This is a genomic window from Sinomonas sp. (assembly GCF_051955515.1).
Taxonomy (GTDB): Bacteria; Actinomycetota; Actinomycetes; order Actinomycetales; family Micrococcaceae; genus Sinomonas.
The window spans coordinates 1-20,892 of record NZ_JBQCGQ010000049.1; the positions used below are offsets into that span (position 1 = coordinate 1).

Here is a 20,892-nt window from a genome sequence, read left to right on the forward strand (position 1 = left end):
CCTGACCGGGATGAAGGCCGAGTACGCCGCCCGGACCAACCCGAGGGCCGTCGCCGGCGGCACCGCCGCCGCCCTGGCCGGCGCGGATGTGTTCATCGGCGTCTCCTCCTCCACCGTCCCCGAGGAGCACATCGCGTCCATGGCCGAGGGCTCGATCGTGTTCGCGCTGTCCAACCCGGACCCGGAGGTCGCCCCCGAGGTCGCCCGCCGGCACGCGGCGGTTGTGGCCACGGGGCGCAGCGACTTCCCGAACCAGATCAACAACGTGCTCGCGTTCCCCGGGATCTTCCGCGGCGCCCTGGACGCCGGGGCCCGCCGGATCACCCCGGCGATGAAGCTCGCCGCAGCGAGGGCGATCGCCGAGCTGGCCGAGGACAAGCTCTCCGCCGACTACATCGTCCCCAGCCCGCTCGACCCCCGCGTCGCCCCCGCCGTCACCGCGGCAGTGGCCGCCGCCGTCGTGCCCGGGGAGTAGCCCCGGAAAGCGGGCGGACGACGGCGGGTGCCCGGACGCCGTCGTCCACCCGCCCCGATCTCGGCGTCATGGGGCCCGATCTCGGCGGGAGGGCGGCGGGAGGGCGGCCCGTAGGATAAGGCGAGTGGATGGACCCGCTCTCGCTGCCCTCATCACCGGTCTCGCACTCGCCATTGCGGTCGCCGGCACGATCGTGCCGGTGCTGCCCGGAAGCGTCCTGGGGATCCTCGCGCTCCTCGAGTGGGCGCTGTTCGGGGGATCAGGCGCGAATGGCTGGACGGTGTTCGCCATCGGGACGGTGCTGTTCGCGGCGGGCATGGGCTCGTCGTACGTGCTGACCGGCCGACGCCTCGCCGCGCGGAACGTGCCGAACAGCTCGATCGTGGTCGGCGCCATCGCGGCGATCGTGGGTCTGTTCGTAATCCCGGTCGCGGGCCTGTTCGTCGGCTTCGCCCTGGGCCTGCTCGGGAGCGAGTGGGTGCGGACGCGGGATCTGGGGGTGGCGGCGTCGTCGTCGGTTGAGGCGCTGAAGGCCCTCGGCCTCGGGATGCTCATCGAATTCGGCTTCGCGGCGACCGCGGCCACGGTCTGGGTCATCGGGGCTTGGATCTACTTTGCGAACCGCTGACATGGCGGCCTTGATTAGCATGGAGGCCATGGCTTCCAGCGAAGTGGACCGCCAGCACTCGTTCCGCGACCCTCGCGACCTCACGCCGTTCCGCGGCGTGCGGGTGTTCTCGCCTGTCCGCGGCCTGCTGAGCCGCGCGGGTCAGCGTGGTGGCGCGCCGAAGCTGCGGCGGTTCCCGTCGAAGCCCGAGAGGGCGGTATTCGAGGCGGTCTTCCGCGACAAGGAGCCCGAGCGCCTCGTCCTCCTGGCCCGCTCGTACCCCGGCTGGTCGGGGCTCTGCTACGTCATGGCCGGTCTGCTCGCGTACCGGGCCCATCAGCACGCGCAGGCCGCCGAGCTGATCCAGCGGGGCTTCGCGGGGGAGAACGAGCAGGCGGCGTCCCACTTCGCGGCCGACTACCTCGAGCCCTGGTCGCTGTGGATCGAGCTGTCGGAGGGGATCAGCGTCGAGGCGCTGTTCAGCGAAGAAGCGGTGTGCCTCGCGCTCGCGCACAGCCTGCGCGAGATCGGCCACCCCCGCGAGGCGCTTGCGGCCCTCGCCCAGCTGCCCCCGTCGCTGCCGACGTCCCTCGCGGCGAGCCGCCTCGCCGAGCTCCTCGGCCGCCCCGGCGATGTGGTCCTGTGGACCGAGGGCCTCACCAACCGGGACGACCTCGCCGCCGCGCTCCTGCTGCTGCGCGCCCGCTCGCTGCGCTCCTTGGGGCGACGAAGCGACGCGCACGACGCGATCCGCGAGGTGACCCGCCGCCGTCGGACCTCGCTCCCGCTGCGCCACGCCGCGATGACCGAGCGGGCGCTGCTGCTCATGGGCGTCGGCCGGCGGTCGGCTCTTCGGCGGGCGCACGACGGCGGCCTCAAGCCGGGTGCCAAGCGCGCCAAGGATGCGGAGGTCCGAGAGGTCTGGCTCCGTGACTTCGAGAGGCTCACGGGCGAGCACCCCGACTGAGGCAGGTGCTCAGCAGCCCTCGTAGTCGCTGAGCACCTGCACCTTGGCGGCGGAGGCCGAGGATGGGTCGAAGGTGTACCCGAGCCACTCGCGGGCCAGTCGCCGCGCCAGCTCGAGCCCGACCACCCGCTGGCCCATGGTGAGGACCTGGCAGTTGTTCGACAGGATCGAGCGCTCCACGGAGAACGAATCGTGCGCGGTCGTCGCCCGGATCCCGGGGACCTTGTTCGCTGCGATCGCGACGCCGATGCCGGTGCCGCACAGCAGGAGCGCCCTGTCGGCTTTGCCCTCGCTGATCATCTGCCCCGCGGCGAGGCCCACGTAGGGGTACGGGCGTGTGAAGTCCTCGGCCTCGCGGTGCACGCCGATGTCGATCACCTCGGCCACCCGCTCGTCTCCCTGGAGGTCCTTCAGGAGGGCCTCCTTGTAGTCGACCCCGGCCTCGTCCGAACCGATGACAATGCGCAGTCCGCTCATGCGGGGACCTCCTCGGTGGTTGCGGCGATGATGGCGGGCCCGAGCGCCGCGAAAACGGCGGCGAGGGACGTCGCGCCGGGATCGGGTGTGCCCACGCTCTTCTCGGCGAGGGGTCGGGCCCGGCCCTTGCGCGGAGTGAGCCCGGCCGTCGCGGCAGCGGCAGCCTGCGCTGCGGCGCATGCCTCTTCCCACGATTCGGCGAGGCTGTTCCCGCGGCCGACGGCGCCGCGCAGCTCGTTCTCGAACGGCACGAGAGCGTCCACGAGGGTCTTGTCGCCGGGCTGGGCACCGCCCAGCGCGGCAATCCGCGCGGCGAAGGCCGACACTGCCTTCGCGACGCCGTCGGCGTTCGGCGCCTCGAGATCCCCGAGGCTTTCGCCCCACGCCCGCAGGCCGGCGCCCCAGAGCACGCCCGAGGTCCCGCCCGCCCGGTCCGCCCAGGCGTCGCCAGCCGCGGCCAGGACGGATCCAGCCCCGTGGCCTGCTTCGAGGGCCTGAGCCGCGGCAGCAACGGCCGCCCCGGCGCCGCGGACCATGCCGCGGCCGTGGTCGCCGTCGCCCGCGACCGCGTCCATGGCACCCAGCTCGGCCTCGAGTTCCACGAGCCTGGCGGAGGCTTCCTCCAACGCCCCGACGCAGGCTGCGGCGTATTCGCGTGAGGAGACGGTCGCCGTCGGAGCCGGGACGTCGGGCGAGGACAGGACTTCGGCTGCCTCGGCCCGGTCGTCTGTGCTGTCGGCGGCTGAGCCCAGGATCGAGCCCCGCCGGAACGCCGGCGTCTCCGCGGGAGCGAGCCAGAGTTCCTCGAGTTCGTCGTCGAGCCAGGTCACCGTGAGCGAGACCCCGGCCATGTCGAGGCTCGTCACGAGTTCCCCGACTTCGGGAGCCACGATCTCGTACCCGGCCGCGCGCAGCAGCGGCGCCACCGTGCCCCAGAGGACGAACAGCTCCTCGTGCTTCGTGGAGCCGAGTCCGTTGAGGACGACGGCGATTCGCGCCCCCGATGGGTCGGGCGCCTCCGCGAGCACCCCCTCCACGAGGGCTTGGCCCAGCTCCGCGGCGGAGGGGAGCGGGACGTCCCGGAGGCCGGGCTCGCCGTGGATGCCGAGCCCGAGACCCATGTGGCCGTCGGGAAGTGTGAACAGGGGCTCGCCTGCGCCGGGGAAGGTGCAGCCCGAGAAGGCGGTGCCCAGAGTCCGGGTGCGGCTGTTGGCCTTGCGACCGACCCGCACCACGTCGTCGAGGACGTATCCCGCCTCGGCGGCGGCACCCATGGCCTTGAAGACCACGAAGTCGCCGGCAATGCCCCGCCGGCGGTCCATCTCTGCAGCGGGCGCGGAGGCGATGTCGTCCGTGACCAGGACGTTTGCGGCAGGGATGCCCTCCGCCGCGAGGCGTTCGGAGGCCAGACCGAAATTCATGACGTCGCCCGCGTAATTCCCGTACGTGAACACGACACCAGCCCCCGACTCCGCCGCGCGGGCCACGGTGCAGGCCTGCTGGGTGGAGGGCGAGGTGAAGATGTTGCCGACGACTGCGCCGTCGGCGAATCCCGCGCCGATGAGGCCGGCGAAGGCGGGGTAGTGACCCGAGCCGCCGCCGACGAGGACGGCGACCTTCGGCCGCGCGGGGCGGCGGCGGCGCACCGCACCGCCGGGAACTTGGCGGACCAGGTCCGCGTGGACGTCGCAGAAGCCGGCAAGGGCCTCGTCCGCGAAGTCGGCGGGATCGTTCGAGATGCGTGTCATGTCAGTGGATGTGGCTGCCGCCGTTGATGTCCACCGTGGTGCCCGTGAGGTACGAAGCGCCGTCCGAGGAGAGCCAGGTGATGACGGAGGCGATCTCGTCGGTCGTGGCGGTGCGGCCGAGGGGGATGTCGCGCGCGATGGCGGCCTCCTGCTCGTCCGTGCTGCCCACGCGGATGTTCGTGTCCACGGCGCCCGGCGCAATGGCGTTGACCGTGACGCCCGAGGGGGCGATCTCGCGCGCAAGGGCCTTCGTGAAGCCGAGGATCGCGGCCTTCGCGGCCGAGTAGGGAACTCGGCCGAACACGCCGCCGCCGCGCTGGGCGGACACGGAGGACATGTTCACGATGCGGCCCCATCCGGCCTCGAGCATGGCGGGCAGGAACGCCTTCGTGACCAGATACGTCCCGGTCGCGTTGACGGCCATGACCTTGTTCCAGAGGGCGAGGTCGGTCTCGAGGAACGGAACCGGGGAGGTGATGCCGGCGATGTTGGCGAGCGCGCCGATCACGGGAAGGCGCCCGCCGGCGACCTCGGCGGCGACGGCGGACTGGGCCGCGGCGACGGAGGACTCGTCCGCGACGTCGATCGCGTGTCCGAAGGCGGGGACGCCGAACTCGTTCGCGATGTCCTGGGCCGTCTTGGCGGACTTCTCTCCGTCAAGGTCGAGGATGACGACGCCCCAGCCTTCGCTGGCGAAGCGGCGGGCGGTCGCGAGGCCGATGCCCTTCTCTGACGTGGCTCCGGTGAGGATGGCGGTGCGCTGGGTGGTGCTCATGGTGTTCCTTCTGTTGAGAATCTGTGCTGAATCGGTGGATCGGTGGGTCAGATGAGGTCGCTGATGAAGCTGCACGCCTTGGCTGCGGCGGCGGGCCGCTCTTCGTGAGTGAGGTCGTGGGCCTCGAGCTCGAGTGAGAAATGCCCGTCGAAGTCGGCGTCGCGCAGGGCCTCGAGGGCGCTGGCGAAGTCCACAGCGCCGTTGCCGACGCTGAGGTTGATGTTCCCCGGCACGGCATCGCGCAGGTGCACGTGGGCGATGCGGCCCGCGAGCGAGCGGATCGCCTCCTCGGGGTGTCCCCCTGAGGCGACCACGTGGGAGAGGTCGACGACGTGCCGCACCGTGGTCCCGTCGAGCCTGCCTGCGAGGGCGAGAGCGCGGTCGAGGGTCCCGCAGAGGCGGTAGAAGTGCAGAGACTCCGTCCAGAGCTCAACGCCGAACCCGGCCGCGCGCTCGGCGGCAGCGGCGAGCTGCTCGGCCACGAGATCGAGGTCCTGCTCCAGGCTCCGCTCCGGGTCAGGGCTCAGGGCGCCGCACGGGAGCACGAGGGCTTTGGCGCCCACTCTCTCCGTGAGGGTGAGCAGCCGGTCGAGGTGAGCCTCGCGCGCTGCCAGCACGTCGTCGTCGAGCACTGCATTGAGATCTCCGATATCGCCGTTGACCGAGCGGACCCGCAGGCCTGACTCTGTCACGCGGGCCGCCACGCCCTCGATGTCTGCGTCGGTGAGCTCGAAGGGGACGTGATCGCAGACACCCGGAAGGGCGCCGAGGTCGATTTCCTCGAAGCCGAGCCCGACCATCGTGGCCAGGGCCTCGCCGAGCGGCAGATGGCGGAAGCTGATCGACGAGCAGCCGAGTCGGTCGTGGAACATCCTTGTCCTCCGGATGGGAGCTGGTGGTGTGACATCAACCACGTTACGGCGTTCAACTGTTAACAGTCAACCTAAGGAGGAGGATGTTGACATTCGGAAGTGACATGGGGCACACTGAGGGAGCGATGTCGACTGTCAACACATCGACTCCCTCATCTGATCCGGAAGGAAATGCCCATGAGCAACGAGGCTCTCGCCATGCGCGGCCCGGTCCACGGCACCAAGGACGCCAAGCGCGTCGCCGTGGGTTCGGCCGTCGGGGCCGTCATCGAGACGTATGACTTCATCGGCTTCGGCACCGCCGCGGCCCTCTATTTCGGCACGGCCTTCTTCCCGGGCGCGGACCCCGTCACCGGCACGCTGGCCTCGTTCGCCACCCTCGGCGTCGGCTTCGCCGCCCGCCCGCTCGGGGGTATCATCGGCGGCCACCTCGGCGACCGCCTCGGACGCAAGCCGGTCCTCGTGGCCTCCCTCATCGTCATGGGCATCGCAACGTTCGCGATCGGCCTCCTTCCCACGTACGCCATGGTGGGGGTTTTCGCTCCCGCGCTGCTGGTCGCCGTGCGGATCATCCAGGGCCTCGCGTTCGGAGCCGAGTGGGGCGGCGCGATCCTCATGAGCTACGAGCATGCCCCGTGGCGCCGCAAGGGTGCCGTGACCGGCATCGTGCAGGCGGGCTTCCCCGTAGGCCTGCTCCTGGCCAACCTCGTGTTCCTGTTCAGCGTTCATCTCGGCAGCGAGTGGGCGTGGCGCATCCCGTTCCTCGCGAGCCTCGCGCTCGTGATCGTGGGCCTCATCATCCGCTCCAAGGTGCCCGAGTCGCCCGTCTTCGAGGACGTCAAGGAGAGCGGAAACCTCGCCAAGTCGCCCATCACCGAGGTGATCCGCAGCGACTGGCGGAACATCCTCCGGGGCATCGGCCTCCGCATCGCCGAGACGGCCGGCTACGCGGTCTCAGTGACGTACATGATCTCCTACCTCAACTCCACGAAGCTCGCGGACAAGAACCAGACGCTCATCGCCCTGTGCATCGCCTCGGCCATCGGCATCTTCGCCACCTGGGCCTGGGGCGCCCTTACCGACAAGGTGGGCCGCCGGCCTGTCTACATCTGGTCGTGCGCGTTTGCGGTCCTGTTCGGGGTGCCGATGTTCCTGCTCGTCAACACCGGCCTCTTCCTGTTCATCATCGCGACCATCGTGCTCGCGTACGCCGTGTGCCAGAACTCCCTCGCAGGGGCCCAGGGTGCATGGTTCCCGGAGCTGTTCCAGGCCAAGACCCGGTCGTCCGGCGCCTCGCTCGCCTACCAGATCTCGGCGATGGTCTCCGGCTTCACGCCGTTCATCACCACCCTGCTCTTCGTGAGCTTCGGCTGGATCGGCCCCGCGGTGCTCTTCAGCGCCTACGGAGCGATCGGCCTCTGGGCCGCCATCGCCACCCGCGAGACCTGGGGACGCCGCGAGCGGGAGGCCGCCGAGCGGATCTCCGCCGAGACGCCCGCCCCGGCCAACAGCCACTAGCCAGCAGAGGAGTCCCGCTCAGATGACATCCCCGACGATCGAATCCCGCATCCCCGCGGCCTGGGCCGAGCGCCGTGCCGCCGTCGAGGCAGCCGCCCACCGGATCCGCCGCAACGCACTGTTCATGGGCGAGGTCCAGGGCCAGGGCTACGTGGGCCAGGCGCTCGGCGCCGCCGACATCCTCGCGTGCCTGTACGCGGACCAGCTTCGCTTCCGGCCGGAGGATCCGGAGTGGGAGGGCCGCGACCGGTTTCTCCTCTCCACCGGCCACTACGCCATCGGCCTCTACGCGGCCCTCGCGGAGGCCGGGATCATCCCGGTTGAAGAGCTCGAGACCTACGGCTCCGACAACTCGCGCCTGCCCATGTCAGGCATGTCGACCTACACGCCGGGCATGGAGATCTCTGGCGGGTCCCTGGGGCATGGGCTGACGATCGCCGTCGGCCTGGCCCTCGGGCTGCGGCACCGCGGCAACCCCGCGCGGATCGTGAACTTCCTTTCCGACGGCGAGCTCGACGAGGGTTCGACCTGGGAGGCCGCGATGGGCGCCGCCCATCACCGGCTCGGCCGGCTGACCGCCGTCGTGGACATCAATGCGCTCCAGGCCGACGGCCCGACTGCAGGGGTTCTCCGCACCGAGCCGGTGGTGGACAAGTGGGCGGCCTGCGGCTGGCGGGTGTTCCGCGTGGACGGGAACGACGTCGGGGCGCTGCTAGAGGCGTTCGACGCCGCCTTCTCCGAGGCGGGCGACGACGGCGACACCGGCGTGGGGGCACCTGCAGTGATCCTGTGCGACACCAAGGGGGGGCGTGGAGTTCCGCTGCTCGAGCAGCGCGAGAAGGCGCATTTCATGCGCATCGAAGAGCACGAATGGTCGATCTGCGTCGAGCAGCTCGAGGCGGGCCGGGCGGCGCGCGAGGAACTGAAGCATCAGAAGGAGCAGGCATGAGCACGGCAGCGGTGAAGACCCCGAGGCTCAAGACCTCGGCCATGATCGCCTCGTTCGCGGATCCGGGTCAGAAGACCGAGTCCGCTCCGTTCGGCCACGCCCTCGCGGCGGCCGCAGAGGCCGAGCCGCGGATCGTGGGCCTCACGGCAGACCTCGGCAAGTACACCGATATGCACATCTTCGCCGAGGCACACCCGGACAGGTTCTTCCAGATGGGCATGGCCGAGCAACTGCTCTTCGGCGCGGCCGCGGGCATGGCAGAGGCGGGCCTCGTGCCGTTCGCCTCGACCTACTCGGTCTTCGCCGCTCGGCGCGCCTACGACTTCATCTGCCTCGACATCGCAGAGCCGAACCTGAACGTCAACATCGTGGGCGGCCTGCCCGGCCTCACCACAGGGTACGGGCCGTCGCACCAGGCCACCGAGGACATGGCCATCTTCCGCGGCATGCCGAATCTGACGATCGTGGATCCGTGCGACTCGCTGGACATCGCCCAAGCCGTCCCGCAGCTCGCCGCCTCGGACGGGCCGACGTACCTGCGCCTCCTTCGCGGCAAGGTCCCGACCGTCCTTGACGAGTATGACTACGAGTTCGAGCTCGGCAAGGCCAAGGTCCTGCGGGGCGGCAACGACGTCGTCTTCGTCTCCTCCGGGCTCATGACCATGCGCGCGCTCCAGGCAGCCGCCGAGCTCGAGAAGCACAAGGTGGATGTCGCCGTCGTCCATGCCCCCACGATCAAGCCGTTCGACGAGGCCACGGTCCTCGCCGAGCTGGCGGGGGACAGGCTCGCGGTGACCCTCGAGAACCACACGGTGGTGGGCGGCCTGTTCGAAACGGTCGCATCGGCACTGGTGCGCGCAGGGCAGGCGCGGCGCGTGGTGCCCGTCGGGCTTCCGGACGAGTTCCTCGACGCCGGCGCCTTGCCCACGCTTCACTCGAAGTACGGGCTGAGCGTGGACCGGATCGTCGCGAAGGTCCTGGCCGAACTCGGCTGAGCCCAGACGTCTATCATGTGTGTCAACGATTGTCGGATGACAGTTGACACTGCAAGGGGAGGAACCCATGGCCATCGGAGCGACCCTGCCCGGCCTCGAGAAGAAGAGCCTGCGGGAACAGGCGCTCGCCGCCTTGCGCCGCGCCATCACCTCCGGTGAGCTGCGCCAAGGCCAGCACCTCGTGGAGACGGAGCTGTCCGAGATGCTCGGCATCAGTCGCGGAACGCTGCGCGAGGCCCTTCGCCAACTCGAGCAGGAGGGCCTCGCCTCGGCCGGCCCGCGCGGCCGCCTGAGCGTGCGACACCTCGATCCGAAGGAGATCCGGGACATCTTCGCGGTGCGCGGAGTGCTCGAGTCCTTGGCCGCGCGGACCCTCATCGATCAGCCGCGCCGTGCGAAAGCGGTGGGCGAACTGCGCGACGCGCTCGAGAACATGGACGAGGCGGCGGGACGTTCCCTCGAGGACCGGATCGAGGCCGACCTGGACTTCCACCGGCTCCTATGCCGGCTCTCCGGGAACGAGACGCTCCTTCACCAGTGGCAGTCCCTCGAGGGCTCCATCCGGATGTCCATCATGTTCGCGGGCCTCGAGCGGGCTACGAGCAACATGAGCGTGGACCGGCACCGGGATATTGTCGACGCGATCGAGTCGGGGGACGCGGTGACCGCTCGCGAGACCATCCTCGCCCACATGGAGTCCGCTTCGAACAACCTCGTAAGTGAAGACTGAGGCGCGTCAGCCGGCCTTGACCAGCGGTTGGGTGCCCGTGAAGGGTCCCGTGCGGTCGGAATAGGCGAGGGTTAGAGGGGCTCGCTCGGCGGCCTTGGCCCGGGCGGGCTCCTCGGTGCGGGCGGGTTCCTCGGTGCGGGCTGCTGCGAGGATCGCGTCCGCCTTGGCGACGACGGCGCTGCGGACGTGGTCGGTAGCGGTGGCCTCGGCGCTCGAATGCACGGGCCGGTAGACGAAGACCTTCGCGCCGAGCTTGGCGATCGAGATCATGGTCTGCGCAGCCCCCGCCAGAAGCAGCGTGATGACCAGCGAGACGAACAGGATCAGCAGCATGACGCCGCCGATCATGAGGGTGCCGCTGTACACGAGATTCGCGACCACAGTTCCGTCGTCCACGTTGTCTCCCATCCCCAGAGAACGCTGAGTGGAAAATCCAGGGGCCCACCTGCCTCACCGGACAACACCATTCTCACCTATCACATGAGGGGGTATTCAAGCCGCTGACCGTGATGTTGTGGAAAAGCAATGGAGACGTTATCGAACGTGACAAACCTAGTCGTTCATCGTGAACTGGGCCACATCTGAGCGCCGAGGGGAACAAGCCGGACGACCTCGGGGTTGCCGACCATGTGACTGCCCTCTCCGTCCTTGACCTCGCCCCGATCGTTCAGGGATCCACCGTCGCCGACGCCCTCGCGAGCGCCACTCGCTTCGCCCGCGCCGTCGAGGAGGCAGGGTACCGGCGCCTGTGGTACGCGGAGCATCACAACACCGAGGCCCTCGCCTCGAACGCCACAGCGCTCCTCATCGCGAACGCTGCCGCCGCGACGAGCACTATCCGCGTCGGCTCGGGCGGCATCATGCTCCCGAACCATTCGCCGCTCTCGGTCGCCGAATCCTTCGGCACCCTGACCAACCTGTATGGACCACGCATCGACCTGGGGCTCGGGCGCGCCCCAGGCACGGATCCTCGCACCGCCGCGTTCCTCCGCCGCGGGGCGAGGGACGACGACGAGCAGAACTTCGCGAACAGCATCCGCCTGCTCTCGTGGTACTTCGGAGCGCAGGAGGACGACGCTGAGTCCGTGCAATTGTCCTTCGGCGTCCATGCCGAGGTCGCCAGGAGCACCCACGTCCCGCTCTGGGTCCTGGGGAGTTCGACGGCGGGCGCGGCCATCGCCGGCCAGCTCGGCCTTCCGTACGCGGCGGCGAGCCACTTCGCACCGTTCCAGCTGAGCGAGGCGATCTGGACCTACCGCCAGATGTTCAACCCCTCAGCCCCGACGGCCCAGATCGCCGAACCCTACGTCATGGCCGGAGCCAACCTCATGGTGGCCCCCACCCACGGGGAGGCCGAGCACCTCTTCACGTCCCACCAGCAGATGTTCCTCGGCATCCGGCGCGGCCAGCGCGGTCCCATCAGGCCTCCCGTCCGCGAGCTGGACTGGGCCCCACACGAGGAGCAGATGGCCGCGTCGGCGCTGCGCGTCTCGGCGGTGGGCACTCCGGCCGAGGCTGCCGAGTTCCTCCGCACCTTCGCGGCATCCTACGGCGTGGACGAGGTCATCCTCACCGGGTATTCCCACGACCCGGCCCTGCGAGAGCGGAGCTTCAGCCTCCTCGCCGAGGAGTGGGAACAGGTCGCGGCCTAGCGGGCCCTGCGGGCCGCTCAAGCTCTGGCGAGCGCAGCGATCCTCACTCCCAGATCCTCGAGCTCATCGGCGAGGGATGCCGCGACCCAGATTTGGTTGCGTTTGCGTTGGGTGAGCGGACGGATCACGCCTGTTTCCTGGAGCCGCTCTATTGCGGCGTAGAGGCTCGAGGCGGAGCTGCCGAGGCGCATCTCAACTTCATCCGCCGAGAACACGGGTGCGTCGAGGAGCCCCCCGATGATCCTCGCGGCCGCGCTTCCCGCTCTTGGCCGGCCGGAGTCTTCAATCCATTGCTGGGGCATCGAAGCGAGGCGGGCCGCCGTCGCACGAGATTCGCTCGCTGCGATCCTCGCCGCAGTGGTGAAGGAACGGACGATCGGTGCGGCATCGCCTTCGCGGTAGGCGTTGAGTGCATCGAAGTAGGCTTCGCGGTTGGCGACGAGAGCCGAGGCGAGCGGTATGACGACGCGCTGGGTCGTCTTGCGACGGCGAAGCACGGTGTTCACCAGCGCGCGCCCGATGCGCCCGTTGCCGTCGGTGAATGGGTGGATCGACTCGAACTGGGCGTGGACCACGGCGGACTGGAGGAGAACGCTGATGTCGTCCCGGTTCGCGAAGGCGAGAAGGTCTTCGAGGTAGCTGGCGACCATGTCCGGCGGCGGAGGCACATACATGGCCCCTCGGGGCGAGTAGTCGGATCCGCCGATCCAGTTCTGCATCGTCCTGGTTCTGCCGGCATACTCGCGTTCGCTCGGATCCTCGGCCATCAAGATGGCATGCGCGCGCAGCACGGCGTCGAGGCTTATGAGGCGGCCGTGTTCCGCGGAGTGGATGAGGTCATCCAGGGCTCTGGTCGAGGCCACCATCGAAGCAGCAGACGGATTTGCCTGGCTTCCATGGAGGGCTCGAGCGTAGTCGTCGATCGAGGCCTCCACATGCTCGATCTTCGAGGAAGCGACGGACTCTGCACGGAGAAGCAGCGTCGACAGCGAGGCCAGGTGCTCGCCGTGAGTTGCGTCGATCGCGGCTATCTCGCGGGTGGCCTCTTCGATCTCGGCGCTGAGCGCGGATGGCGCGGCCAAGTCGACATCGCGGATCTCGGGCGGGAGGCGAACCTCGACCTCACCTGGGCGCCGATCCGCAGCAGTGCCACCACGATTTCCCTGCCGCCAGGGATCCACCCGGCGAGCATGCGGCGGAATGGCGATGGGCTGCTGCATGAGTCCTCCTAACTCGGAATAGCGTAGCCGTAATTCCGAGTTAAGGGTGCTAAGTCGGAATAACGGCAGTGCTATTCCGACTTGTCAGCGGCTTAGCGCCTCCGGACGAGGCCGATCGTCATGGTGAAGCCGAACTCCCGCCAGATCTGGCCGTCGTCCCAGTCGGCGGGGACTGACTCGGCCCGCAGCTCGAGGACCGAGCCGATGCGCTGCAGCGTCAGGACGGTCCGGCGGCCCTCGCCGAGCGAGCCCGCAATGGCGGCAGCAGCGCCGTCGAACGTCTGAACGGTGAGGGGTCCCGCGCCGGCGATGAAGAGGGCGCGGCGCAGCTGCCTCAGGTGGCGCAGCACCACGACGGCGTCCCGATTCACGTACCCCACGAGGGGGCGCCCGCCCGGCGTCTGCACAACTGTCCCGATCTGCTCGCGGTGCACGCTCTGCGCGCCCGTGATCCGGCTCGGGTCCTCCCACGCGGTGCCCCGGGTGCCGGTCACGAAGAGCGAGCCGATCGCGGACTGCCGCGGATTGAGGCGGACGACGGCGTCCCGCACCGAGAGCTCCGGGCGCGTGCCGAACGCGGGGGCCGGGTAGAGGCGCGACTCGGGCGGGACAGGCGCCGAAACGTGGGCGCGGCCGGGCCGCGGGAGGGTGAGGCCGTCGTCGTGCATCACACGTCCAGCCCGAACTCGATGCCGACGCCCGCCAGGCCGTTCCGGTAGCCGCGGCCCACAGCGCGGAACACCCAGCCGTCGCCGTCGCGGAATAGCTCGCCGACGAGAGCGGCTTGGAACTCCTCGGCATCGTCGAGCGGCGCGTCGAAGCGCACGATTTCGGATCCGTCCGGCCTTGAGACCGTGAGGGTGAGGGACCGGACAGGCGCAAAGTTCCCGGCACCCCGCACTTCGGGGTCGATGTAGGTGACGAAGGCGATCTTGCCGACGTCGTGGGGAACGCGTCGGAAGTCGACCTCGATCTGCTCGGCTCCAGCTTCGGCGCGTGCCGGCAGGGCGGAGGGGGCCGCTCCGGTGGGAGACAACGCGATGCCGGGGGACGCCGTCGTCGGCTGGTTGAAGAAGATGAGGTCGTCCGGCGACAGCGCCCGTCCGTTGTCGCCGCACACCACGGCGAGCGAGACCGGCTCCGGCAGTGGACCGGCCGAGGGCTCGATGGCCCACTCGGTGGTGACCACCACGCCGACGAGCCCGGGGTCGCCGGCGCTGAGGGCCACGGCGCTGTCGGGGGCGAGCGAGGCCATCAGCGGGAGCCGCCCTCTCGACCGAACTGAGGTCCGTCCGGATGGATGCGCACGCCGTCGACGTCGAACTTGTCGCGCAGGAAGCGCCCGTGGGCACTCAGCTCGGCGATGGCGCCGGTCCGCACCTGGTGGTCGAGGTCGAGGGCCGTCGCATGGAGGATGTCCAGCTGCTCGAGCAGCTTCTCCGTCTCGGGACTCTCGTCCGTCTGCGTCTCCGGGGGCAGTGCTCGGTACACGCGCAGCGAGGTGGGGAGGTAGTCCGCGGCGATCGAGTGCAGCAGGACCCGCTGCTCGGTCGAGGCGCCGTGCTCGGTCACGTAGTCGAGGAGGAGGCGCAGGATGTCCTCGATCTGGCGCATGTGCGACGAGGCGAGCGTGGGCAGGAGCGAGCCCGCGCGGCGGATCTGACTGCGCAGCTCGGACAGGGCGGCGCGGGTCTCCTCGAGCTCCTCGGCGAGCGTAGGCCCAGGGTCGTCGTCGAGGATTCGCTCGGGTTCCCGTCCGCTGCCGAACAGCGAGTCGAAGAACTTCCCCATGGACTCACCTTAGCGGGTTGCGCTGACAGTTCCGCGGGCTAGGTGTGAAGGCAAACTGTGAAGATTCCTTCATATGTGGTTCGATGGTTCTGTGTCCGATCAGCCTGCCGCCGTGGCCGCAGACCTGAGGGCCCTCCTGCGCCACGTGAACCGGCGCCTCCGTCAGCAGGCGGACTTCGGCGACCTCACTCGCTCGCAGCTCAACGTCCTCTCGCTGCTCGAGCGCGAGGGGCCCGCCACCGTGAGCGACCTCGCCCGGGCAGAGGGGGTGCGCCCCCAGTCGATGGGCGCCACGGTCGCCGCGCTCGAAGAGGCGGGGCTCGTCCGCCGCGAGCCGGACCCGGCGGACCGCCGGAAGTCGTCGATCTCCCTGAGCGAGGTGGCGCGGGAGCAGATCGCCGCGAAGCGCCTGGTCCGTCAGGACTGGCTCCAACGGGCACTGAGCCGCGAGCTCAGCCCGGGGGAGCTCGAGCGGGTGAGCGAGGCGCTCGTCCTGCTGTCCCGGATCGTCAACAATCCATAGCCCCATTCATCCGTCTGGAAAGGACCCCTCCATGGCTGTCTCGTCCCTCGACCCCCAGGCCGCGCTCGTCGTCATCGACCTCCAGAACGGGATCGTCAACCGCCCCCTGGGATCCCGCACTGACGATGCGCCGCTCATCGCGGACGTGGTCTCCCGGAGCAAGGCCCTCGCCGACGCGTTCCGCGCGCGCCGCCTGCCGGTGGTCCTCGTCAACGTGGCCGGCGCGCCCGCCGGACGCAACGAGACGCCACGTCGCCTCCCGGCTGACGTCCCAGCCGAATACTTCGCGCTGGTCGACGGCCTCAACACCTCCGAGGAGGACATCCTCGTGACGAAGAAGAGCATCGGCGCGTTCGCGACCACCGACCTCGACGCGATCCTCCGCGACCGCGGGGTCACCCAGCTCGTCATGACGGGCATTGCCACGAGCATCGGAGTCGAGTCCACCGCGCGGAACGCCTACGACCTCGGCTACAACATCGCCTTCGCCGTCGACGCCATGGCGGACCTCAACGACGGCGCCCACGCCCATGCCGTCTCGGCCGTCTTCCCGCGGATCGGCGAATCGGGCACCACGGAGGAGATCCTCGGCCTCCTTGCGGGGAGGGAATGACGACGGCGGCCGCCACCAGCGCTGGCGCACAGCCCTTCGGCGTCCGGTACCTCGGGCCGCTGCTGCTCGGCTCGACGCTGAACCCGATCAACAGTTCGATGATCGCCACGGGCCTCATCGCGATCGGTGGCGAGTTCCGCCTCGGGCCCGGCCAGACCGCGTCGCTCATCTCGGTGCTGTACCTTTTCAGTTCCGTCATGCAGCCCACCATGGGCAAGCTCGCAACCCTCTTCGGCCCCCGCCGGGTGTTCCTCTCGGGGACCCTCATCCTGCTCGTGGCGGGCGTGATCGGCGCGTTGGCGCCGTCGTTCGGGTTCCTGCTCGTCTCCCGCGCGCTGATCGGGATCGGCACCTCCGCCGCCTACCCGACGGCGATGGCGCTGGTCCGCGCCCGCGCTGACGCGCACGGCGTGGGGGTGCCGAGCCGGGTGCTCGGGGCGTTCTCGATCGCCGCCCAGGTGACGATCGTCGTCGGCCTCCCGCTCGGCGGGATCCTCGTGAGCACACTCGGATGGCGAGCCCTGTTCAGCGTGAACATCCCGCTCGCCCTCGTCACGCTCGCGGCGACGCTCACCGGCGTCGAACGCGATCCGGCTCGGCCGCGCGCGTCGTGGCGCGGGCTGGCCAAGGCCCTCGACCTGCCGGGCGTCGCGCTCTTCGCGGGGGCCGTCGTCGCCCTCCTGACGTTCCTCGCCCGGCTCGACAACCCGCCTTGGTGGGTCGCCATCGCCGCGCTCGCGGTCTCCTTCGTGTTCGTCTGGCGCGAGCAGCGCGCGGCGAGCCCCGTCATCGACGTCCGCGCGCTCGCGAGCAACGGTCCGCTCCAGCGGACCTACTCGCGGCAGCTCCTTGTGGGGCTCGGGATGTACGCGTGCATGTACGGCATGAGCCAGTGGATGGAACAGGGACGCGGGCTCGACCCGGCTGCCGTCGGGGCCATCATGGTGCCGCTCTCGCTCGTGAGCGTGGTGGTCGCGCGGCTCGTGTCGCTTCGCGGCTGGGTGCGCGTGCCCCTCATCCTCGCGGGCGTCGCCCTGGTGGGGACCGCGCTCGTCATGGCCGCGGCCGACGCCGGCACTCCGCTCGCGCTGCTCCTCGTCATGACGAGCCTGCTCGGCCTCACGAACGGCTTCGCGGGATTCGCGAACCAGACGGCGCTGTATGTGCAGTCGCCCGCTGACGGGATCGCGGTGGCCGCCGGCCTGTACCGGACCTTCGCGTACATGGGTGCGATCTTCTCGTCGAGCCTCATCGGGCTCGTGTTCGGCGGGCGGGCGACCGACTCCGGATTCCACGCCCTCGCGTGGGTGCTCGCGGGGATCGGCGGGGCCGTGCTCATCATGACGCTCGCCGACCGCAGGATTCCGCGCATCGCCGGCTGAATCCCGCGACTCGCAAGCGCCCGCTGGCGTACGCTCGTGCCATGCCGAAGAGCCGCACCCGCAAGCCCAAGAGCCAATCCACGAGCCCCTCCGATCGGCGGCAGCGCCGGGTCGACGCCCTCATCGACGGGCTCGCCGACGACTACGCCGCCTGGGCCCTCGGAACCCCGGAGGCGGACGAGGTCGGCGAGGCCGGCCACGCGGACCTCGAGGTGTTCGCCCGCGCGCAGCTCGAGTCGGTCAAGACGTTCTACCTGCTGCTCGGGGCCGGGGAGAAGCCCTCGCCGGGACTGCGCATCGAACCCACCCTGGTGCAGGACGCGCTCGACGCGATGCTCGACACCGACGACCTCGACGATCTCCGCTACTACATCGGCACGCTCGTCGACTGGCTCTCGTTCCTCGAGGAGACGCAGCGCTGGGAGGGGAGCGCGGAGGACCTGGAGGCAGTGACCGAGTTCCTGGATGCCGAGGCGGAGGCCGCGGGCGGCATCGTGGACATCGGAGGGGGCCCCGAGGGCTCTTCCCCGCGCCGAGAGCCCACGGAGGAGGAGGCACTCACGTTCGCGACGTCGTCGCCCCTCGTGCGGCACGCCCGAGCCCTGCTCGACTGGGTCGGCGAGGGCCGCGCCGTCGCGGCGGACGGCGCTCTCACCCCGGCGGAGGCCACCGAGGCCGCTGCCCTCGTGGGAAGCGGCTCCGCCGACCCCGGGCGCCGCCTCGCGCGTCTGTGGGCGAGCCTGCGCAACGCCGAACTGATCGAGGTCGACGACGTTGCCGCCGACGACGACAGCGGCAGCACTGCGCGGCTCGGCGAGGACGCCGCACGCCTCGGCACCAGTGACGCGTTCGGGCGGCTCGAGGCGCAGTTCCTCGCGACCGAGTTCGTCATCACGACCTGTGACGCGGCCGGGCACGGGCCGGACTCGCAGCGCGTCGCGGTAGTCGAGGCCCTCGCGACCCTGCTCAGCCGGGCCGTCCTGGAGGATCCCGTGCCGCTCTCCGCCGTCGAGAATCTTGCCGTGGAAGCGCCCGAGGGCGCCGACCCCGCGAAGCTCCAGACCGTCGCAGTGCTCCTCACCGACGAACTGCGCGAGCTCGCCGACCTCGGTCTCGTCGATCTCCGCCAGGGTCTTGTCGACGTGCCCGCCGCGGCGCTCGACGCCGTCTACGACGCCTTCGAGGCACCCGAAGGCGACGAGGACTGGGAGGACGAGGTCTAGCCGGCGTTCCCCTCCTGGCGGCGCACCCGCTCGATATGCGGGCGCGCTCTCTCGAGGCCGTGCTCGAGCGCCTCGACCGTGCTCTCCATACTCTTGGCGGCCTGTGAGCGGAAGGTGTCAATGGCGTCCATCGTCTGATAGAGGTTCGAGAACGCCCGCTCGAGGGTCTCAACCGAGACACCGGAGCTCGTGGCCTGCTGATGGATGCGGGCGGTCTGCTCCTTGAGCATCTCCGAGGTGCGAAGGATCATCGCGTTGGTCGTGGTGTTGATCGCGTCGATCTGGTCGAGGACGAGCTTCTGGTTCGAGAGGGCCTGAGCCGTGATGACGGCGGTCCGCAGCGCCGAGACCGTGGTGGCCCGCGCCCTGTCGACGCCCTTGATCAGCTCGGTGTTGTTCTTGCGGATCACGTCGATCGCGAGGTATCCCTGCACGGACACGGCGAGCTGCGTCAGGATGTCCTGACGGCGCTGCCGGACGGGGAACAGGACGTCCGCCTCAAGCTGCTGCGCGTGCTCCGTCTGGCCTTTGGCCCGGACCTCGCCGATCTTCTGCACCGTAGCGCGGTCGAGTTCCTCGGCGAAGACCGCATACTCGGAGAGCTGCTGCATGACCTCCCAGAGGTTCTGCTTCTCCTGGGCCAGGGCAGCGTTGTCGCGGAGCAGCTCGTCCTGGCCGGCCATGAGGGCCTTGATGATCTTGTCGAGCTGGGTCTGCGCCGACTCGTAGCGCTGGAAGTACTTGGCCACTTTCTTGCTCCCGGGGACGAAGCCCAGGATCTTGCGGCCGGTGCTCAGGTCGGCACGGTTCGGCGTGAGGCTCTCGACCGTGCCCCGCAGCTCGCCGAGGGTCGACGCGACGTAGGTCTGAGCCGTGTCGCCGGACTTCTTGGCCCCTCGGATGGACGTAGAGGCGCGGTCCAGCAGGCGGCCCGAAGCGTCCGACGAGGCGATCATCTCGCGCCCGCCGACCTTGTTGATGCCCTCGACCTTCCGCGCGAACTCGGGACTGCGCGAGTCCATTGAAGCCACCTCGGCCACCCAGACCTTCGCCTGCTCGGCGATCTGCGCCTGCCGGTCCGGGGCCACGGGGACCATCCCGGGCGCTTCCTCCTCCTTCACCACGGGTGCTGCCTCTGGGGCCTGCAGCACGAGGGCTTCCTCGCTGGGATCAGGAGGGGTCAGAGGGGTGCTCATGTGCGTTCTCCTTGTCGCTGCCTGACGGTCGCTGCCCGACTGGCTCAGGCTATCTCGCCAAACGGGGGAGCGTGAGGGGAGGTTCCCGAGGGGGCGTTCAGGCAACCGTTCCACGTCGTGATTTCCCCTCCACACACAGAATGACGGCGTGTCTTCCCCATAGGGGTGGAGTCACCCGCGTCTCGGCCGACGCTCGGACACAGTCAGGTGATGGCAGATTTCCCGCTCCCGCATCCAGGCCCGTGGCTCGCCTCGCAGCTTGTCGAGCGCTTCGGAACGAGCCGAGCACCCCAGCGACTTGTCGCGGCTGGAGTGCTCTTCCGGATCTCCCGCGGCATCTACTACAGCCCGGAGGCATGGAGAAGCATGTCACCCGACGAGCAGCATCTCGCTCTGCTGGTGGGGCACCACGAATTCCAGAGGGTTATTGGGGAAGTCGACTTCGCCTACAGTCACCTGAGCGCGGCTCGGCTGCACAGGCTCGACCTCTGGGAACCCGACCAGCTGATCCACTTCGTTCTTCCTCGGTCGGTCGCCGAGCGAGGTCACCGGCCAGAGGTGAGGATTCACGTTGGCCGACTCGATCCCAACGACCGATGGGAGATCTCAGGCCTCCCCGTGACCCGACTCGAGAACACCCTCATCGATTGCGCCCGCTACGTCCGCCGGGGCCAGGCACAAATCCTCATGGATCACGGGCTCCGACTCGGGGCAGATCGCGGGCGGCTCGAGGAACTGGTCGCACTGGCCGGGGGAAAGAGGGGAATCCTCACGGCTAGGGCCGCACTTGAGCTGGGGTCGCCGCTCAGTGAGTCTCCGGGGGAGAGCCTTCTTCTGTACCTCGTCTCGAAGATGCCCTTCCCGTTGCCAACCCAGCAGCTCGCAGTGATGACGCGGCTCGGGCGTTACAGAATTGACTTCGGATGGGCCGACATCCGTCGCGGAATGGAGTTCGACGGCAAGGGCAAGTACTTCAAGTTCGAACCGACCGATGAGGCGGTGTTCAAGGAACGCCAACGGGAGAAGGCCATGATGGAGGAAGGGTGGCGATTCCTGCGCGTCGAATGGCGCGACTTGTTCAGAGAAGCGGAGCTCCAGGCCCGAATTGCGCGCTTTCTCTCTTCGTGAAGGCGCATGTTTCCTTCGAAACCCCACTCTTCCTTCGAGTGCGAAGTCTTC

23 protein-coding genes are annotated in these 20,892 nt (G+C 69.5%); 13 read left to right on the forward strand and 10 right to left on the reverse strand.

The features are described 5' to 3' along the window. The 3 genes from ACTHL9_RS02610 to ACTHL9_RS02620 form a co-directional block, all read left to right on the forward strand. Positions 1–475, forward strand: a 475-nt coding sequence (locus ACTHL9_RS02610) for a malic enzyme-like NAD(P)-binding protein (RefSeq protein WP_440517115.1), incomplete at its 5' end; no start/stop codon positions are given. Between the two features lie 124 nt (positions 476–599). Beyond that, positions 600–1,103, forward strand: a complete 504-nt coding sequence (locus tag ACTHL9_RS02615) for a DUF456 domain-containing protein (protein WP_440517116.1) — start codon at positions 600–602, stop codon at positions 1,101–1,103. 28 nt (positions 1,104–1,131) lie between these two features. After that, a complete protein-coding gene (locus tag ACTHL9_RS02620) occupies positions 1,132–2,049 on the forward strand; it encodes a hypothetical protein (protein ID WP_440517117.1) in 918 nt (305 codons plus the stop codon). Between the two features lie 9 nt (positions 2,050–2,058). Here the strand turns inward: ACTHL9_RS02620 and ACTHL9_RS02625 are convergent, their stop codons facing one another. Genes ACTHL9_RS02625 through ACTHL9_RS02640 form a run of 4 tightly spaced genes read right to left on the reverse strand, consistent with a single transcriptional unit; the run spans position 2,059 to position 5,921 of the window. Further along, positions 2,059–2,526, reverse strand: coding sequence for a ribose-5-phosphate isomerase (locus ACTHL9_RS02625; protein ID WP_440517119.1), 468 nt, complete (start codon positions 2,524–2,526; stop codon positions 2,059–2,061). Continuing rightward, complete coding sequence (locus ACTHL9_RS02630) at positions 2,523–4,274, reverse strand: dihydroxyacetone kinase family protein (RefSeq protein ID WP_440517120.1); 1,752 nt, start codon at positions 4,272–4,274, stop codon at positions 2,523–2,525. Before ACTHL9_RS02630 ends, ACTHL9_RS02625 begins: the two co-directional genes overlap by 4 nt. Position 4,275: 1 nt before the next feature. Further along, positions 4,276–5,049, reverse strand: coding sequence for an SDR family NAD(P)-dependent oxidoreductase (locus ACTHL9_RS02635; RefSeq protein ID WP_440517121.1), 774 nt, complete (start codon positions 5,047–5,049; stop codon positions 4,276–4,278). Between the two features lie 47 nt (positions 5,050–5,096). After that, positions 5,097–5,921, reverse strand: a complete 825-nt coding sequence (locus ACTHL9_RS02640; RefSeq protein WP_440517122.1) for a sugar phosphate isomerase/epimerase family protein — start codon at positions 5,919–5,921, stop codon at positions 5,097–5,099. Positions 5,922–6,098: 177 nt separating this feature from the next. On the opposite strand from ACTHL9_RS02640, the gene ACTHL9_RS02645 reads away from it, so the two are divergent. From ACTHL9_RS02645 to ACTHL9_RS02660, 4 genes are all read left to right on the forward strand, one after another. Further along, positions 6,099–7,439 carry an MFS transporter gene (locus ACTHL9_RS02645; protein ID WP_440517123.1) on the forward strand — a complete coding sequence of 447 codons (1,341 nt, stop codon included), beginning with the start codon at positions 6,099–6,101 and terminating at the stop codon, positions 7,437–7,439. A gap of 22 nt (positions 7,440–7,461) precedes the next feature. Continuing rightward, positions 7,462–8,388, forward strand: coding sequence for a transketolase (locus ACTHL9_RS02650; protein WP_440517124.1), 927 nt, complete (start codon positions 7,462–7,464; stop codon positions 8,386–8,388). Further along, complete coding sequence (locus ACTHL9_RS02655; RefSeq protein ID WP_440517125.1) at positions 8,385–9,383, forward strand: transketolase family protein; 999 nt, start codon at positions 8,385–8,387, stop codon at positions 9,381–9,383. Before ACTHL9_RS02650 ends, ACTHL9_RS02655 begins: the two co-directional genes overlap by 4 nt. A gap of 67 nt (positions 9,384–9,450) precedes the next feature. Then, complete coding sequence (locus tag ACTHL9_RS02660) at positions 9,451–10,113, forward strand: GntR family transcriptional regulator (protein WP_440517126.1); 663 nt, start codon at positions 9,451–9,453, stop codon at positions 10,111–10,113. Between the two features lie 6 nt (positions 10,114–10,119). On the opposite strand, the gene ACTHL9_RS02665 is transcribed toward ACTHL9_RS02660, so the two are convergent. After that, positions 10,120–10,509 carry a hypothetical protein gene (locus ACTHL9_RS02665; RefSeq protein ID WP_440517127.1) on the reverse strand — a complete coding sequence of 130 codons (390 nt, stop codon included), beginning with the start codon at positions 10,507–10,509 and terminating at the stop codon, positions 10,120–10,122. A 233-nt stretch (positions 10,510–10,742) separates the two neighbouring features. Here ACTHL9_RS02665 and ACTHL9_RS02670 point away from each other — a divergent pair, with 233 nt between their 5' ends. Beyond that, the gene (locus tag ACTHL9_RS02670) at positions 10,743–11,765 is read left to right on the forward strand and encodes an LLM class flavin-dependent oxidoreductase (protein WP_440517128.1); all 1,023 of its coding nucleotides are present in this window, start codon (positions 10,743–10,745) and stop codon (positions 11,763–11,765) included. Positions 11,766–11,782: 17 nt separating this feature from the next. Here the strand turns inward: ACTHL9_RS02670 and ACTHL9_RS02675 are convergent, their stop codons facing one another. The 4 genes from ACTHL9_RS02675 to ACTHL9_RS02690 all read right to left on the reverse strand — a co-directional run bounded on the left by ACTHL9_RS02675 (position 11,783) and on the right by ACTHL9_RS02690 (position 14,776). Beyond that, positions 11,783–12,985: a Fic family protein gene (locus ACTHL9_RS02675; protein WP_440517129.1), complete on the reverse strand. Its 1,203-nt coding sequence runs from the start codon at positions 12,983–12,985 to the stop codon at positions 11,783–11,785. Between the two features lie 92 nt (positions 12,986–13,077). Then, the gene (locus ACTHL9_RS02680; RefSeq protein ID WP_440517130.1) at positions 13,078–13,653 is read right to left on the reverse strand and encodes a hypothetical protein; all 576 of its coding nucleotides are present in this window, start codon (positions 13,651–13,653) and stop codon (positions 13,078–13,080) included. Further along, positions 13,653–14,240, reverse strand: coding sequence for a TerD family protein (locus ACTHL9_RS02685; protein ID WP_440517131.1), 588 nt, complete (start codon positions 14,238–14,240; stop codon positions 13,653–13,655). Before ACTHL9_RS02685 ends, ACTHL9_RS02680 begins: the two co-directional genes overlap by 1 nt. Continuing rightward, on the reverse strand, positions 14,240–14,776 hold the full coding sequence (locus ACTHL9_RS02690; protein WP_440517133.1) for a hypothetical protein: 537 nt from the start codon (positions 14,774–14,776) through the stop codon (positions 14,240–14,242). The genes ACTHL9_RS02685 and ACTHL9_RS02690 overlap by 1 nt, the downstream gene beginning before the upstream one ends. Positions 14,777–14,888: 112 nt before the next feature. On the opposite strand from ACTHL9_RS02690, the gene ACTHL9_RS02695 reads away from it, so the two are divergent. From ACTHL9_RS02695 to ACTHL9_RS02710, 4 genes are read left to right on the forward strand one after another with little or no spacing between them, the layout of a single operon-like run. Next, on the forward strand, positions 14,889–15,299 hold the full coding sequence (locus ACTHL9_RS02695) for a MarR family winged helix-turn-helix transcriptional regulator (RefSeq protein ID WP_440517134.1): 411 nt from the start codon (positions 14,889–14,891) through the stop codon (positions 15,297–15,299). Between the two features lie 31 nt (positions 15,300–15,330). Beyond that, complete coding sequence (locus tag ACTHL9_RS02700) at positions 15,331–15,912, forward strand: isochorismatase family protein (RefSeq protein ID WP_440517135.1); 582 nt, start codon at positions 15,331–15,333, stop codon at positions 15,910–15,912. Continuing rightward, on the forward strand, positions 15,909–17,294 hold the full coding sequence (locus tag ACTHL9_RS02705; RefSeq protein ID WP_440517137.1) for an MFS transporter: 1,386 nt from the start codon (positions 15,909–15,911) through the stop codon (positions 17,292–17,294). The genes ACTHL9_RS02700 and ACTHL9_RS02705 overlap by 4 nt, the downstream gene beginning before the upstream one ends. 41 nt (positions 17,295–17,335) lie before the next feature. Further along, positions 17,336–18,517: a hypothetical protein gene (locus tag ACTHL9_RS02710; RefSeq protein WP_440517139.1), complete on the forward strand. Its 1,182-nt coding sequence runs from the start codon at positions 17,336–17,338 to the stop codon at positions 18,515–18,517. Here the strand turns inward: ACTHL9_RS02710 and ACTHL9_RS02715 are convergent. Continuing rightward, positions 18,514–19,713: a toxic anion resistance protein gene (locus tag ACTHL9_RS02715; protein WP_440517140.1), complete on the reverse strand. Its 1,200-nt coding sequence runs from the start codon at positions 19,711–19,713 to the stop codon at positions 18,514–18,516. The genes ACTHL9_RS02710 and ACTHL9_RS02715 overlap by 4 nt on opposite strands. Positions 19,714–19,923: 210 nt before the next feature. Here ACTHL9_RS02715 and ACTHL9_RS02720 point away from each other — a divergent pair, with 210 nt between their 5' ends. Next, positions 19,924–20,841, forward strand: coding sequence for a type IV toxin-antitoxin system AbiEi family antitoxin domain-containing protein (locus ACTHL9_RS02720; RefSeq protein WP_440517141.1), 918 nt, complete (start codon positions 19,924–19,926; stop codon positions 20,839–20,841). Positions 20,842–20,892: the final 51 nt, after the last annotated feature.

Coding starts and splice junctions, on each gene's coding strand:
- ACTHL9_RS02620 (WP_440517117.1), top strand. CDS start 1,132: ATGGCTTCCAGCGAAGTGGACCGCCAGCACTCGTTCCGCGACCCTCGC.
- ACTHL9_RS02625 (WP_440517119.1), bottom strand. CDS start 2,526: ATGAGCGGACTGCGCATTGTCATCGGTTCGGACGAGGCCGGGGTCGAC.
- ACTHL9_RS02630 (WP_440517120.1), bottom strand. CDS start 4,274: ATGACACGCATCTCGAACGATCCCGCCGACTTCGCGGACGAGGCCCTT.
- ACTHL9_RS02635 (WP_440517121.1), bottom strand. CDS start 5,049: ATGAGCACCACCCAGCGCACCGCCATCCTCACCGGAGCCACGTCAGAG.
- ACTHL9_RS02640 (WP_440517122.1), bottom strand. CDS start 5,921: ATGTTCCACGACCGACTCGGCTGCTCGTCGATCAGCTTCCGCCATCTG.
- ACTHL9_RS02645 (WP_440517123.1), top strand. CDS start 6,099: ATGAGCAACGAGGCTCTCGCCATGCGCGGCCCGGTCCACGGCACCAAG.
- ACTHL9_RS02650 (WP_440517124.1), top strand. CDS start 7,462: ATGACATCCCCGACGATCGAATCCCGCATCCCCGCGGCCTGGGCCGAG.
- ACTHL9_RS02655 (WP_440517125.1), top strand. CDS start 8,385: ATGAGCACGGCAGCGGTGAAGACCCCGAGGCTCAAGACCTCGGCCATG.
- ACTHL9_RS02660 (WP_440517126.1), top strand. CDS start 9,451: ATGGCCATCGGAGCGACCCTGCCCGGCCTCGAGAAGAAGAGCCTGCGG.
- ACTHL9_RS02675 (WP_440517129.1), bottom strand. CDS start 12,985: ATGCAGCAGCCCATCGCCATTCCGCCGCATGCTCGCCGGGTGGATCCC.
- ACTHL9_RS02680 (WP_440517130.1), bottom strand. CDS start 13,653: ATGCACGACGACGGCCTCACCCTCCCGCGGCCCGGCCGCGCCCACGTT.
- ACTHL9_RS02685 (WP_440517131.1), bottom strand. CDS start 14,240: ATGGCCTCGCTCGCCCCCGACAGCGCCGTGGCCCTCAGCGCCGGCGAC.
- ACTHL9_RS02690 (WP_440517133.1), bottom strand. CDS start 14,776: ATGGGGAAGTTCTTCGACTCGCTGTTCGGCAGCGGACGGGAACCCGAG.
- ACTHL9_RS02700 (WP_440517135.1), top strand. CDS start 15,331: ATGGCTGTCTCGTCCCTCGACCCCCAGGCCGCGCTCGTCGTCATCGAC.
- ACTHL9_RS02705 (WP_440517137.1), top strand. CDS start 15,909: ATGACGACGGCGGCCGCCACCAGCGCTGGCGCACAGCCCTTCGGCGTC.
- ACTHL9_RS02710 (WP_440517139.1), top strand. CDS start 17,336: ATGCCGAAGAGCCGCACCCGCAAGCCCAAGAGCCAATCCACGAGCCCC.
- ACTHL9_RS02715 (WP_440517140.1), bottom strand. CDS start 19,713: ATGAGCACCCCTCTGACCCCTCCTGATCCCAGCGAGGAAGCCCTCGTG.
- ACTHL9_RS02720 (WP_440517141.1), top strand. CDS start 19,924: ATGGCAGATTTCCCGCTCCCGCATCCAGGCCCGTGGCTCGCCTCGCAG.